This is a genomic window from Coleofasciculus sp. LEGE 07092 (genome assembly GCF_015207375.1).
In the GTDB taxonomy this organism is placed as follows: domain Bacteria; phylum Cyanobacteriota; class Cyanobacteriia; order Cyanobacteriales; family Coleofasciculaceae; genus LEGE-07092.
Genome location: NZ_JADEWY010000001.1, coordinates 54,895 through 68,827, shown reverse-complemented (window position 1 = coordinate 68,827; position 13,933 = coordinate 54,895). Strand labels below are relative to the sequence as shown.

Genomic DNA, 13,933 nt, shown 5'->3' with positions numbered 1-13,933 from the left:
CCAAATCTTGACAGAACCCAACTAAATCTCTCCCTACATAGTTTTTGTCAAGATTGGTGTAGCTCTGTCCAGTTCTCTGCGAGCGATCGATTAAACTGACAAAGAAACTTTTAAAGCCTTTCCCATGAGCCGGAGTTTCCCGATCTCGAAACTATCCCTGCGCTTTTCTTCAGTACTGTTGATTGTGATTGCGATCGCAGTTCTGTTAAGAGTTGTTAACTTAAGTCGCCGGGAATTTTGGTACGACGAAGTTTTGTCCCTTCTGTTGATTACCGGTCAAAAAACAGCCTATGAAACTCCTCAAGATACACCCGTCGTCTTAGCCAACTACACGCCGTTGCTGAGTTTACCCCTTGAAAAGGGGATCGACGATATTTTAGACACCGTGCAAAATATGCTCAGGGGTTTGGCTGGAGAACCCCATCCCCCCCTATTTTTTCTGAGTCAACATTTGTGGCTGCGGCTTTTCGGCAATGGACAGGCAGCAATGCGCGGTTTGGGAGCCTTATTGAGTATTGGAACCATTGGCAGTGCGTTTGGTTTGGGTCGTCGTCTGCTAGGCTATCGCGGTGGCTTGTTACTCGCTGCCCTGTTGGGAACGAATGCCTACTATCTGTTCCACTCGTTAAACGTGCGGATGTACGGACTGCTCGTGCTTTGGGTAATTCTGAGTGCTTGGGCGTTGCTAGAACTAATTGATGCTCCAAAACTGGGACTCAAAGAGGCAGAGGTTCCTAGCAAAATGACTCGACTTCTTTGGAGTCTCATTTTTATTGGATCGGTGGCAGCAGGGCTGCTAACGTTTTATTACTATGCCTATTTTCTACTGGCTTTAGTCATCCTGGTGTTGTGGTTAGACAGGCAGCGATGGTGGCAACATGGACTGCGCTTTGGTGCGGGAGTATTGCTAACGGTTCCTTGGGTACTGTGGGGAACTAGGCAGCAACTGCGGAATGCTGACTTCGAGAGGTTTGGAGCGTCTGATAGCTTAATTGAAACGGCATTGAAGCACGTAGAAGGTGTAACCCAAACCCTAGGTATTCATTTGGTAGTGGGGGACTGGGTTAGCCGTTTACCTCCTGTAAGTGTAACGGTAGCCGGTATCGCTGCGATCGCTCTACTGGTTGCCTGTAGTATTAATCTGTGGCGTCAGAATCGGCGTCAAATTTTAGGCATAGCACTGCTGTTAGGAATTTTTCCCCTGTTAGTGGCGTTAACTTTAGATGTTGTCAAAGGTCAGTTTACCGTCGGCTTTGGTTGGGGACGGTCAATGATTTTTATTTTACCCGGATGCCTGCTCCTGATTGCCGCTTGCCTCGAACGAGCAACATCAGTATGGCGACCTACAGCCGCTGCTGTTTTGTTGCTGTTGTATTTGAGCATTAGCGTCGCGGACTTTAGCACTCGTCCTCGCTGGATGTTTCACCGAGTGGCAGCCATCCTTCAGCAGGAACCGACAACGCCGACTTTAATCGCTATTAGCTCCAATGCTTGGGGTCATGTGCTGCGTTTGGCTTACTACATTCCTCCCCAATTACCCATAATGTTACTGGCTCAAAAATCGGCTCAACTGGCACCCGCTTTAGAAAAAACCCTGGCATCTGAACCTACTCAGTATCAGCGCATTCTCTGGCTAGATAGCGCTCGACCCGTCTGGGGTTCTGCCGCTACACCCAGCGAACGAGAGCAAGTTCGGCAAATCCTAGAACCTCAGTTCCAGTTAGAGGCAAAGCAGCAACTGTCGGGAACGATGGAGTTAGACCAGTTCACCGCCTACCTTTATAAGCGTTCCGCTTCTACCCCTTAGGAAAAGCCCATGAGTTTAATTCAACCGAATTCCCTTTTACCCATTCCTTCAGGGACTTTAGACATTCCTAATTTACCCACCGATGAGCCTCCCCTCCGTTTTTCCCTAGTCATTCCCACCTACAAAGAGGCACAGAACATCCCCAAGATTGTCCAGCAACTCAGCCAGCTATTGGATGCCGAGATACCGGGAGAATACGAACTGATTGTAGTAGATGACAACAGCCCCGATGGAACTTGGAAAATCGCCCAGGAACTCATGTGCGACTATCCTCAACTACGGGTCATGCGGCGGGTTGAGGAACGGGGACTCTCTACCGCAGTAATTCGCGGCTGGCAAGCAGCGCGGGGAGAGGTATTGGGCGTGATTGATGCCGACCTCCAACACCCTCCAGAGTTGCTATTAAAATTGTGGGGTGAAATCCGGCGGGGGGCAGATTTGGCAGCCGCTAGTCGCCATGTAGAAGGTGGTGGTGTTAGTGACTGGAGTGTGGTGCGCCGATTTTTATCCCGTGGTGCTCAACTTGTCGGGTTAGTTTTACTGCCAGGGGTGATTGGTCGCGTCTCTGACCCTATGAGTGGATATTTTATGGTACGCCGCGAATGTCTGGTGGGTCGCCCTCTGAGTCCTCTGGGGTACAAAATCCTTATTGAAGTCCTCGCTCGGGGAAAAGTAGCCTGGATTGGCGAAGTGGGCTATGTCTTTCAAGAGCGTATTGAGGGTGAGAGTAAGGTTACTTGGAAGCAGTATGTGGAGTACTTACAGCACTTGCTTCGCTTGCGCCTCTCATTGGGACACATCGGGCGGTTGCTCCGGTTTGGTATCGTGGGTTTGACAGGTGTCGTAGTGGATATGGGAATGCTTTACCTGCTCAGTGACCCCAACACCCTAGGTTTGCCGCTAACTCGCAGTAAAATCATTGCCTCAGAGTTAGCGATTATCAACAACTTCTTGTGGAATGATTGTTGGACATTTGGAGATATTGCCCGTAGGCAGCCAGGACTACGCCAGCGCTTGAAACGCCTGCTAAAGTTCAATACAATCTGTCTGGCTGGATTAGTCCTGAATGTTTTGCTGTTGAATTTGCTCTTTAATGTTTTTGGCATTAACCGATACGTCGCCAACTTGATTGCGATCGCGGCTGTCACCTTATGGAACTTCTGGCTCAACTTGAAACTAAGCTGGCGAGTGACAGATGTGCAGGGGTGAGATTCTCTTTCATCAAAGTAGAGACGTAGTATGGGACGTCTCTACTAATGACTCCCCAACTTATCATTTTTGGAAAAATCGCACGCTTAAATCCCATTTACGAGTTGGCGGTGAAGGAAATAACTCAGGCATATCTGGAATTTTTGCATACCGAGTGACAGTCTTATAAAGACAGGTTAAACTCATAGTTAAACCCCTGATTGACTGACAAAAGTCTAGCGCCCTCACCCCAAGGAAGTGATACGGCATAGTATCTCGTATCTGTATTCGTTATCAGCCAGTGGCGTGAATTTAAGGAGAGAGCGATCGCTCGACTTCAGCTCACGATTCAATGAGTGGGAGAGTTATTCCCCAGAGGAAGATGAAAGGCATGAGTGCGATCGACTTTACTGTCGCGATTTGTACCTATAACGGCGCGAATCGTTTATCAGAGGTTCTGGATAAGTTGCGATCGCAGGAAGGGACAGAGGATATTTCTTGGGAAATTATTATCGTTGATAATAATAGCACTGACGATACGGCTCAGGTCGTTAAGGAGTACCAAGGGAACTGGTCTGAACCTTATCCCATTCATTATTACTTTGAACCTCAACAAGGATTAGCATTTGCTAGGCGATGTGCCATTCGAGAAGCCAAGGGGTATTTAATTGGTTTTCTGGATGACGATAATTTACCCGACTCGAATTGGGTGGAACAAGCCTATCATTTTGGACAATCTCATCCGCAAGCGGGGGCTTATGGAGGACAAATCCATGGCAAATTTGAAGTAGAACCCCCGCCAGGATTTGAGAGAATTGCTCGGTATTTTGCTATTCTAGAAGGAACGAAAACGTATTGTTACAACACAAGGTATAACAATACACGGAAGAAATTGTTTCCGCCTGGAGCTGGAGTCGTTATTCGCAAGGAAGCTTGGCTAAAAAGTGTTCCCGAACGTCAGAGTATTAGTGGGGTATCTGGAACTTCTCTATCAACAAAATGTGAAGATGTAGAGATGTTATCTTATCTTTTTTATGATGGTTGGGAACTTTGGTTCAATAAGGATATGCATATTTATCATAAAATTCCTCAATCTCGTTTTGAGAAAGATTATTTAATCCGTTTCTTCAGAGGAGTTGGTTTAAGTCGGTATCAGACGCGGATGATCGCCTACAAACCTTGGCAAAAAAACTTGATTATTCCCGTTTATATGATAAACGATATACGGAAAATTATCGGTCACTTCATTAAGTATCGAAGCGTCCTTAAAACTGATATAGTTGTTGCGGGAGAGATGGAATTACTTGTTAGCATTTTATTGAGTCATTTTAATTTCTATAAATAATATTCGCAATGCTTATTTTTAACTGTTTCAATTGTCTTCCCACAAAATCAGTTTAAAAATCATGTTTATTTGTACAAAATAGGTGATCTTTTAAGTTTTTTCGTATCAAAAAAAAGTTAATGATTAAAGTTGCAGCACTCACTTCTGGTCAGCTAGTACCATCAACTCGCTTTCGTGTGCGTCAGTACATCAACCCCTTGCAAAGTATTGGGATTCAAGTGCAGGAATATATTCCTAACATCGATAAAAATAAATTGATCCCGGATTTTGGAAAAGGGTTAGCTTCTCAATACCAAAAACCGTTAAGGGCTATGATGATAGGGGCAAAGTTAGCTAGTCGGATACCTGGAATTCTAGGTAGCTGGAATAGTCAAATTACTTGGATAGGGCGTGAATTAGTTCCTGGGCGTTGTCTTCTTGAACCCCTACTCAAAAAACCCTTAGTTTTTGACATAGATGATGCTATCTGGCTAGCAAGTGCCTCAGAATACTCTTCGGAAAGGTTATACGCAAAACGTGTATCTCAATCCATTAGTTCAATCGCAAAGCTGGCTGAAGTAGTTATTGCTGGCAACCGTTACTTAGCAGATTGGTTTGCAGATTATGCCCGCGATATCCGCATAATCCCTACAGCAATTGACACAGAAAGATTCCATCCCGAATTAACAGAAGTAAGACAGAAATCAACCCGGTTTGTGATTGGTTGGACTGGAAGCGCCGGAAATCTTAGATACTTGAAAACTATTGAAGCCCCCTTACGGGAGTTTATGAATAAATTTGCTGAATCAGAGCTTTTAATTATGGCGGATAAACCACCATTTTTTAAATCTTTACCTAGTGATAGAGTCCGATATATCCCTTGGTTTCCAGCTACAGAAGCGGACGTCGTAAAACAAATGGATGTGGGTCTAATGCCTTTGCCAGATAACGAATGGACTAAGGGAAAATGCAGTTTCAAAATGCTTCAATATATGGCGTGTGGTATACCCGTTATTGTTTCTCCTGTGGGTATGAATGCAGAAGTACTTGCTTTAGGAAACTTAGGGATAGAGGCGATGAACAACTCGGATTGGTATGAAGCTCTTGTCCTGTTTTTTAAAAATAGAGAATTAGCTGATGAATACGGCAAACAAGGACGAACTGTTGCAGAGAAATATTTTAGTCAGAGAGTGGTCGTAGAGGAAATTGCAAAAGTATTTAGAGAATTGAGTTAAAATCATGTATAAATGTTTAAGATATATTCATTTATTTTGCTCATGCAATTAATGCATCCGGGACTCAAAGACCTTCTTCTAATTGACCAATACGTTAAAAACAAAACTATCGGTTTTTTGTCTATCGAAACTCCTATACCACCTTTAGTAAAAAAAGTTACCCAATCAATTCAAAATTACTCAATAGGACTCCAGCTACGACGCGAGTATCGCCACATTTCTATGGGGGTAAGAGCCTTTAAATTAAAAGACATTGATATGATTTTTGTATTTGAAATATATAACCAGCATCTATTTAGTGTTTTGCCTTTACTAGCATTATGTGGTAAAGAGGTATTGATTAGCTTACATGGCAATCAACAATTTGCAATGAACAGCCGAATAAAATTTTGGGGTTTACTCTATTTAAAAAAATATTTGCGGTTTTTCAGTAAATTAAAAGTTATTCTATTTGAAATCGATGATGATGTGATTCCAGAAAAATTTAGACTACCTGATTCATCAAAAGTAATCATCCCTCATCCAATCATCAGCGAAGCAACTCCTAAGCTCATGCCAGGAGAAAGATTAACAACAACCGCCAAAACTAAAATAGGTGTAGTGGGCATGATCCGACAGGATAAACCCATATCCAAACTGATTGAAAAATTACAAGATTACATCGCCTCAAATAAAGACAGATGCGAGCTAATCATTGGCACTCCTTTTGGACAAAAACCTGATTACTTAGACAAACTGGGAGTAAAACTCTACGACACGACGAAGGAAGATGATTATATTAACGTCTTAAGGAAAATCGATATTTTAGTAATTCACTATGACAAAGACCGTTATTACTACCGAACCAGTGGTGTCATTAGTGATGCTGGGTCTTGTGGATGCTATATAATTGCCTCTGACTATCCAGTTATCAACCATCAAGTAAATTGCCCCATCCCAATTGGTGCAACCTTTTCAACATTTGACGAAATCGGCTCTCTCATTGACCAAGGTGTCACTCACATCCGCGACAAGGGACAGGATAATCACTGGATTTGGCGAGAACAACGAACCGCAGAAGCGATCGCAAAACTCATTTTTCCAGAAAATTAAGAATCAAAGCTTTAAGTAGGTAGGAACAATTAAACTTAACGGTTGAGCTCATCATTGGCTCGTTAAAAAAAACAGCCAATTCTAACATCATTCTTAAATTGCTCTAGTCTTGCTTCAAGTTCATGGGTGAGACGTTCAACGATTAACTCATCGCTTAAAAAGGGTTGTGCCGTTTTTGCAATATCCATAAGTTGTCTGGCAACTCGCTGGTTTGGATCACCTCCAATTTTATTAAACACATTTAATTGCTCCTGTTTTAACCAATCTATCCAATAATTAATTTCTGGGCGAATACGCAAGCGAGTCGAAGGAGCTTCAGGAAACACTGGATAGAAATCCCAGAGGGGCATAACATATCGAGGTTGGTATTCAATTCCTAGAGAAAGACACCAATCCTGCCATTTAAAGGAGTTAATATTGGCACTGGTTTTGATCGGAATCCAAGGCACTCTCAAAGCATCTGCAATGATAGCACCATGCATGGCTTCAGCAATTAATATCTCGGTTTCGCTAATCGCTGATAAAACTTTTTCGATTGACCAACACGGATCAATATATGCGAATCCGAGTTGTTCACAAATGGAAGCCCAGGCTGAACTTGCAGAAATGGCGTGCTTAAAATGAGGCATGAAAGCAAACTGCTGGGTTTTAGAATAATTAGCCGGAAATAATCGCCTTACGAGTAAGCCCGCATCTGTAACAGCTAAGTCTTCTGGAACACCGAGCGCTTGAGCAGAAAGGGGTCCCCTGACACAGTATATAGTCCAAGAATCATTAATTTTAGGTACAGTTCCATACCCATATCCCACACCTGTGCCAAATACAACGGTTTTCTCTGCTTTGGGTAATTTTCTGTTGAGTAAAGTTCCAATACCCACAAACAGGGTTCGTTTATCTTCATCCAAAATGTGGGGAATGAGTTGTTTCCAGATCCAAGGGTTGAGTTCATCACCAAAATTGGCGTGTTTATCAAATTTGTAGTAGTAGAGCTTCATTTTTATGCCGATAGTCTGCACACCTGTGTCACACTAAAACTCCTCTTCCTCCTCATTTGCATCATCCGCCAAATTCTGACGTAATCCTCCCGGTAAAGCGGCAATAATCGCATCCAGAACCCTCGAAACCGGAATCACCTCAATATCCATATCCGGTAACACTTGACCTTTTGGAACAATTGCCCGCTTAAATCCTAACTTGGCGGCTTCCTTCAACCGTAGCTCCATCTGGGACACCAGACGCACCTGTCCCCCTAATCCCACTTCGCCAATCATCACCGTGCGTGGATCAACCATGCGATCGCGAAATGAAGCCACCACCGCAATGGCAATCCCCAAATCAGCCGCTGGTTCTTCGACTCCCAATCCACCTGCCGTTGCCACATAAGCATCTAATTTCGACAGGGGAATCCCCACCCGTTTTTCCAATACCGCCAAAATTTGCTGTAATCGACTGTAATCTACACCCGTAGTTGAGCGACGCGGCGCACCATAGCTGGCGGGGGAAACCAATGCCTGTAACTCGACTAAAATCGGACGAGTCCCCTCACAAGCCACCACCGTAGCCGTACCGGGGCCCATTTCATCCCGGTTGCCCAAAAACAGCTCAGATGGATTCAAGACTTCCTGCAAGCCCTTGTCTACCATTTCAAAAATGCCGATTTCGTGGGTAGCACCGAAACGGTTTTTCACAGAGCGCAGCAAGCGGTGGGAGGCAAAGCGATCGCCTTCAAAGTACAATACCGTATCCACCAAATGTTCCAGCACCCTGGGTCCGGCGATCGCCCCTTCTTTGGTGACATGCCCTACGATGAACAAGGTAATATTTGCCCGTTTTGCCACCTGCATCAGGGCTGAGGTACATTCCCGTACCTGCGCAACTGAACCCGGAGCCGAAGTCAACGCGGCAAAATAAAGGGTTTGGATACTGTCAATAACTGCTACTTGGGGTTTGAGAGACTCCAACTCCCGCAATACCTCTTCTAGATCTGTCTCTGCCAGCACGTAAAGGTTTGGTTCCTTAGCAGAAAGCCTTTTACTCCCATTGTCTGTTTTCGAGTCTGAGGACTTCCGGTGCTTTTTTGCCGTACCATTGTTAGGGGCATCCTCAACTGGCACCTCGCCCACACCCAAGCGAGCTGCCCGCAATTTCACCTGTTGTCCCGACTCTTCGGCACTAACATAGAGAATGCGGTAGTTTTGAGCCAGTTGGTTGGCAACCTGCAACAGCAGGGTTGATTTGCCAATCCCCGGATCGCCACCAATGAGTACCAAAGAACCCGGAACGATTCCACCTCCCAATACCCGGTCGAGTTCACCATAACCTGAAGCAAACCGTTCTTGGGCGTTGTTGGAAATTTCTGAGAACTTAAGTGAAGTTCTCGGTTGAGCTGCTCCAGTAGGAGCTGACTGAGGAGAGGAGCGGGTATTTGATTGCCAACCCCCTCGGCTTAAGTTGGTAGAGCTTTGCAGAACGCTCTCTTCGAGAGAGTTGTAGGTGCCGCAGGACGCACACCTGCCAAACCACTGTGGAAACTCTGCCGCACATTCGTTACAAACATAGATAGACTTAGACTTTGGCATCCCAATATCGAGAGTGTTAACAATTTTCAATAATTAAATCGATGTTAAAAACCTGTAAGGGATGGCGAGACCGAACCTTTACGCCTTAAAAAACCTTTGTATAACGTTATATCTTAGAGATAAGCTACTGATAAATTAACAATTCAGTGACCGCATTTCAGGAGTATTCAGTCAATTGGAAACCCATAAGGAAAAAATTCTGGTTGTCGATGATGAAGCAAGTATCCGCCGCATCTTGGAAACTCGTCTTTCCATGATTGGCTACGATGTCGTCACCGCTGCCGATGGAGAAGAAGCCCTAGAAACCTTTCGCAGTGCTGAACCCGACTTGGTGGTGCTAGATGTAATGATGCCCAAGCTTGATGGCTACGGCGTCTGTCAAGAACTGCGCAAGGAGTCGGACATTCCCATCATCATGCTAACTGCCTTGGGTGACGTTGCTGACAGAATTACTGGACTGGAGTTGGGTGCAGATGACTATGTTGTCAAGCCTTTTTCTCCCAAAGAGCTGGAAGCCCGCATTCGCTCGGTACTACGACGAGTTGACAAAGTTGGCGCTTCGGGCATTCCCAGTTCTGGCGTTATCCACGTTAGCAGTATCAAAATCGACACCAACAAGCGGCAAGTCTACAAAGGAGACGAACGTATCCGGCTCACGGGTATGGAGTTCAGTCTCCTAGAGCTATTAGTCAGCCGTTCTGGTGAACCCTTCTCCCGTTCGGAGATTTTGCAGGAGGTGTGGGGCTACACCCCAGAGCGTCACGTCGATACTCGCGTGGTGGATGTTCACATCTCCCGCTTAAGAGCCAAGTTGGAAGACGATCCTAGCAATCCAGAGTTGATTCTGACAGCACGGGGAACGGGCTATTTATTCCAACGGATTATCGAACCTGGGGAGGAGTAATCGTTAGTCCTACCTTTCGGGAAGCCGCTTGCGCGTCTATGTCATTAGTCCTTTGTTCTTTGCTAACCACTAATAACCAATGACTAAATAACCCATGACAAATGACCAAAACTACGTGCTGCGGCAGCTACCATTTGTTGTTGGGGGATTAGGCGGTACGCTGCTGTTGGTGAACCGCTTGCTAACACCTCAGCTCACTGCTTCTCAAGCTCGTTCTGATGCACTGGGGGTGATTCTGAGTGCGATGTTGATTTTGACGGGTTTGCTATGGCAGCAAGTGCAATCGCGATCGCCTGATGCAGTAGAGTTGGTTGGGGAAGAGGGTTTTGAACTCGCACCCGAACTACCGGATGAAGTGAAAACAGAACTGGCTTGGGCATCGCACTTATTGCTAACTAATACGGTAACGCGATCGCTCGTAGTTTTCTATCAAGGTCAAGTCCTGCTGCGTCGGGGGATTTTGGTCAACAACTCAGAGGTAAAGCCGGGACCTATATTAACGCGGGTACTGGAGAAGCAAAAAGCGATTTATCTGGTTAACTTGAAGCTATATCCAGGGCGAATTGAGTTTGACTACTTGCCAGAAAATACCCAAGGGCTAATCTGTCAACCCCTTGACGCTCAGGGTGCCTTAATTTTGGCAGCCAATGCCCCGCGCAGTTACACCAAACAGGATGAAAATTGGATTGAGGGGATTGCCCAAAAACTAGCAAATACCCTGAGTCACCATCAAGCAAAAACAAAAAAATGATTGCATCGACTAAGTTGTAAATGTCTTTAACTCTTCTCTACTGGATACTCATCGCTGTCATGGCAGTTGGCGTCGTCGGCTCTGTCGTTCCTGCTATGCCCGGTTCTAGTTTAATTTTGGCGGCAATTTTCATTTGGGGATTAGTCAACGGTTTGAATACGGTTAGCTGGGCATTGATTGTTGCCGTTTTAGTCTTGCTTGCCAGTGTAGGCATTGATTTTTTAGCCGCTTCTTGGGGGGCAAAACGTGCAGGTGCTAGTAAATGGGGGCAGATTGGTGCGATTGTGGGTTTAGTGCTGGGAATTGTAGGACTGCTGCCAGCTTTACCCGTGGGGGGTCCTTTATTAGGAATCTTATTGGGTCCCTTCGCGGGAGCATTTATCGGTGAGTTTCTTTATCGGCAGGAATTGGCGCTAGAACCCCGATTGAAGTTGGCGTTGAAAGCGAGTCTAGGGATTGTGGTGGGTTCGTTGATCGGAAATTTAATTCAAGGATTGCTGTCAGTGGCAGCGGTTATCGTTTTTCTGGTTACGACTTGGCATCTAGTAGCTGCGGGCTAGAAAAACAAGATATGACAAAGTTTTCTGACTAGCCGATCAAATTCCTAGAACTTTGATCTGTCATTTTCAGTCGTTTCTAACCTAAATGTATCTCGTTTGAAAGTTGCGCAAGTTCTAATCTTGTGTTAATAAAACAGTTTAAAGATGTGGTGGAAAGTGAGGTATTGAGGCTATGAGTTACACTGACGCTCAACCTGCATCCCCATTAGACCAAGCCCTTGCTCTCTATGCCGCTAGGATAAGCCAGCTCGAATCAGCAGCTCTAGAACCCTCCTGTGAGCAAATTGTGGAAGTGCTAGTTGCTCGCGATGCCGTTGAACAAAATAGAGTGGCAGACCCGAATCCAGCCGTAACTAGTATCGTTAGGCTCATCCAATTAGATAGCCGATTAAAAGGACAGGCGCAAGCGATCGCTAATGATGATCGCTTAGTGGAATGGAAAGAGACGTTGAACATTCCAGAAAAATACTGGTGGTGGCATCTCGAATACCCCTTACCACCATTACCGAAGCAGGCGATCGCTCGTTACGAGCAAGCTTTGGTTGCTATTGAGGCTGCTGAGGGGAAGCCAACATCGGCACAGGTGCAAGAAGTCCTGCTGGCTCGCAATGCCATTGAAGTTATCCGGAATAATAAGCCGTTTCTAGAACGGATGGCTAAAGCTCTAATCGAGTTGGATGAGCGATTAAAGGCACAGGCAAAAGCGATCATCAGCGGCGATCGCTTGGAGGGTTGGAGAACCAGTTTGAATCCCCCAGCAACTTCTTGGTGGTGGCATCTAACCTATCCCTTATCGTTCAATCAAGGGATTCAGGACTATAGGAGAGCCCTAGGGGAAATAGAAAAATCAACTCCCAGTCCCTCTGCTAATGTTGTGCTGGAGCTGCTGTTAGTTCGTGATGCGGTTGAGAGAGTGCGGACGGCGCAAAAGTATCCTTCACCAGAGGGGATCTCTCAAATGCTTGAGTTAGACAAGTGCTGGCGGACTCAAGCTAGTGCGATCGCCAATAATGATAATCTGCACGAGAGCCTGCAAGAATGGAAAGATAATTTCAACCCTCTACCAACCTATTGGTGGTGGAGAACGCTGGAAGAGTCCTGCTATCCGACCCATAAAATCAAGCGCAACGAGCAAGCCTTAAAGCAATACGAGCAAGCCTTAGATAAGATAAAAAGCCACTCAGACCCGTCTTCAGAGCAAGTTCGAGAATTGCTTCGGACTCGCGATAGGGTGGAGAAAGCTATCAGCAATCAGGCTTTACCAGAGTCGGTCTGTAAACAGCTCATCGATTTAGATAGCCGCTTGAAGGAAAAGCGGTTAGCACTCGCAAAAGGCAACCAATTAGCGGACTGGAAAAAGAGTTTGAATCCACCCGAAACTCATTGGTGGTGGAATTTTAAACCGACCTTCCTGGGTGCGGAAGACGAATTCATGTCGTGGTCGGATCGGCTGTGGACGGGTGGAGCTGTACTATGTTTGGGTCTTGCGGCTGGGTTCGTGGTTAGTACAAGTCAGACGTTCCAGACCTTTGGCACCAAAGAAGGCAGTACTGGGTCAGATACTTTGCAAAACCTGCTCGTGATTGCTCAGGCTGGGGGGCTACTGAGCCTGACAGTCGGTGCTGCGACTCAGAAAGGACAAAAAGCCCTCGAAGACATACTCACCAGTATTCCGTTTATTCGCCCAAATTGGCAAGCTCCGGCAACCTTTGGGCTATCGGCGATCGCTCTGGGAGTTGCTTGGACTATCAACGAGTCCTTACCCCAACTGGGGACATGGTACTACGATAGGGGTCAACAGTTGGCACAAGAAGGTCAACTGTTTCAAGCCCAGGATAAATTTCTTCAGGGGAAGAAACTCATCCAGGATGCAGAACAACAAGCCAAACTCAGTCTCAGTCTAGGTGATGTTTACGAACGCCAAGGCAACCTTGAAGATGCTATCACAGCCTATCAAACGGGTTTGGCAACGGATAATCCCGCAGTTTTCAGTGCTTTGGGTAGGGCACAGCTATTGCAGGAATGGCAAAAGGGGGGATGGACAAAGCCAATTGCTGATCAAGAGAAGCTCCAACAACCTGAGATTAACTTCCAGCTTGCTACCAGTCAGATGAAAGACGGGCAAAAGACCGGACAGAACCAGATACACTCCCAACAACTCCTTAAGAACATTTATATTAACCAAGGTCTTTGGAATTGGAGTCAAGTGGACTTGATGAAACCCCCAGATGAAAATAAGGGCTTGTTAACGGAGGCTAAAGAAAAATTTAACGACGCCTATAAGCTAGAGGAAAAATTACCCACAACCCTAAGGGGACGGCTTGCTCGCTGTTACTCACAATTAGCTGAGGCACTCATCAATCGGCAAATTAAGCCGACCTACTGCGAACAAATCCTTAATAAAGGCATAGATGATAATTATGATGCCGCCATCATTCGAGCCAGATTGGATACAATTCAATGATGGAAAAATTTTAAAACCGACAGGGATAT

General features: G+C 45.6%; 11 protein-coding genes. 9 read left to right on the top strand and 2 right to left on the bottom strand.

Going from position 1 to position 13,933, the window contains the following annotated elements:
* Positions 1 to 124 precede the first annotated feature (124 nt).
* The 5 genes from IQ257_RS00320 to IQ257_RS00300 all read left to right on the top strand — a co-directional run bounded on the left by IQ257_RS00320 (position 125) and on the right by IQ257_RS00300 (position 6,646).
* Positions 125 to 1,807: a glycosyltransferase family 39 protein gene (locus IQ257_RS00320; RefSeq protein ID WP_193872213.1), complete on the top strand. Its 1,683-nt coding sequence runs from the start codon at positions 125 to 127 to the stop codon at positions 1,805 to 1,807.
* A gap of 9 nt (positions 1,808 to 1,816) precedes the next feature.
* Positions 1,817 to 3,016, top strand: a complete 1,200-nt coding sequence (locus IQ257_RS00315) for a glycosyltransferase (protein WP_193872212.1) — start codon at positions 1,817 to 1,819, stop codon at positions 3,014 to 3,016.
* Between the two features lie 331 nt (positions 3,017 to 3,347).
* On the top strand, positions 3,348 to 4,340 hold the full coding sequence (gene hpsE / locus IQ257_RS00310; protein WP_228060300.1) for a hormogonium polysaccharide biosynthesis glycosyltransferase HpsE: 993 nt from the start codon (positions 3,348 to 3,350) through the stop codon (positions 4,338 to 4,340).
* A 119-nt stretch (positions 4,341 to 4,459) separates the two neighbouring features.
* Positions 4,460 to 5,554: a glycosyltransferase family 4 protein gene (locus IQ257_RS00305; protein ID WP_193872210.1), complete on the top strand. Its 1,095-nt coding sequence runs from the start codon at positions 4,460 to 4,462 to the stop codon at positions 5,552 to 5,554.
* Between the two features lie 42 nt (positions 5,555 to 5,596).
* Positions 5,597 to 6,646, top strand: a complete 1,050-nt coding sequence (locus IQ257_RS00300) for a glycosyltransferase family 1 protein (protein ID WP_193872208.1) — start codon at positions 5,597 to 5,599, stop codon at positions 6,644 to 6,646.
* A 62-nt stretch (positions 6,647 to 6,708) separates the two neighbouring features.
* Here IQ257_RS00300 and IQ257_RS00295 read toward each other — a convergent pair whose 3' ends face one another.
* Entirely contained in the window at positions 6,709 to 7,641 is a 933-nt protein-coding gene (locus tag IQ257_RS00295) for a polysaccharide pyruvyl transferase family protein (protein ID WP_193872206.1), read from the bottom strand.
* 33 nt (positions 7,642 to 7,674) lie between these two features.
* A complete protein-coding gene (gene radA / locus IQ257_RS00290; RefSeq protein WP_193872277.1) occupies positions 7,675 to 9,225 on the bottom strand; it encodes a DNA repair protein RadA in 1,551 nt (516 codons plus the stop codon).
* A 175-nt stretch (positions 9,226 to 9,400) separates the two neighbouring features.
* Between radA and rpaB the strand changes: the two genes are divergently transcribed.
* From rpaB to IQ257_RS00270, 4 genes are all read left to right on the top strand, one after another.
* The gene (rpaB, locus tag IQ257_RS00285) at positions 9,401 to 10,129 is read left to right on the top strand and encodes a response regulator transcription factor RpaB (protein WP_193872204.1); all 729 of its coding nucleotides are present in this window, start codon (positions 9,401 to 9,403) and stop codon (positions 10,127 to 10,129) included.
* 94 nt (positions 10,130 to 10,223) lie between these two features.
* On the top strand, positions 10,224 to 10,880 hold the full coding sequence (locus IQ257_RS00280; protein WP_193872202.1) for a cofactor assembly of complex C subunit B: 657 nt from the start codon (positions 10,224 to 10,226) through the stop codon (positions 10,878 to 10,880).
* Positions 10,881 to 10,900: 20 nt separating this feature from the next.
* On the top strand, positions 10,901 to 11,440 hold the full coding sequence (locus IQ257_RS00275; RefSeq protein WP_193872200.1) for a DUF456 domain-containing protein: 540 nt from the start codon (positions 10,901 to 10,903) through the stop codon (positions 11,438 to 11,440).
* A 172-nt stretch (positions 11,441 to 11,612) separates the two neighbouring features.
* Positions 11,613 to 13,904 carry a tetratricopeptide repeat protein gene (locus tag IQ257_RS00270; protein ID WP_193872198.1) on the top strand — a complete coding sequence of 764 codons (2,292 nt, stop codon included), beginning with the start codon at positions 11,613 to 11,615 and terminating at the stop codon, positions 13,902 to 13,904.
* Positions 13,905 to 13,933: the final 29 nt, after the last annotated feature.

What these genes read in the sequence shown, in the direction of transcription:
- IQ257_RS00320 (WP_193872213.1), top strand. Translation starts at nt 125, where the DNA reads ATGAGCCGGAGTTTCCCGATCTCGAAACTATCCCTGCGCTTTTCTTCA.
- IQ257_RS00315 (WP_193872212.1), top strand. Translation starts at nt 1,817, where the DNA reads ATGAGTTTAATTCAACCGAATTCCCTTTTACCCATTCCTTCAGGGACT.
- hpsE (WP_228060300.1), top strand. Translation starts at nt 3,348, where the DNA reads ATGAGTGGGAGAGTTATTCCCCAGAGGAAGATGAAAGGCATGAGTGCG.
- IQ257_RS00305 (WP_193872210.1), top strand. Translation starts at nt 4,460, where the DNA reads ATGATTAAAGTTGCAGCACTCACTTCTGGTCAGCTAGTACCATCAACT.
- IQ257_RS00300 (WP_193872208.1), top strand. Translation starts at nt 5,597, where the DNA reads ATGCAATTAATGCATCCGGGACTCAAAGACCTTCTTCTAATTGACCAA.
- IQ257_RS00295 (WP_193872206.1), bottom strand. Translation starts at nt 7,641, where the DNA reads ATGAAGCTCTACTACTACAAATTTGATAAACACGCCAATTTTGGTGAT.
- radA (WP_193872277.1), bottom strand. Translation starts at nt 9,225, where the DNA reads ATGCCAAAGTCTAAGTCTATCTATGTTTGTAACGAATGTGCGGCAGAG.
- IQ257_RS00280 (WP_193872202.1), top strand. Translation starts at nt 10,224, where the DNA reads ATGACAAATGACCAAAACTACGTGCTGCGGCAGCTACCATTTGTTGTT.
- IQ257_RS00275 (WP_193872200.1), top strand. Translation starts at nt 10,901, where the DNA reads ATGTCTTTAACTCTTCTCTACTGGATACTCATCGCTGTCATGGCAGTT.
- IQ257_RS00270 (WP_193872198.1), top strand. Translation starts at nt 11,613, where the DNA reads ATGAGTTACACTGACGCTCAACCTGCATCCCCATTAGACCAAGCCCTT.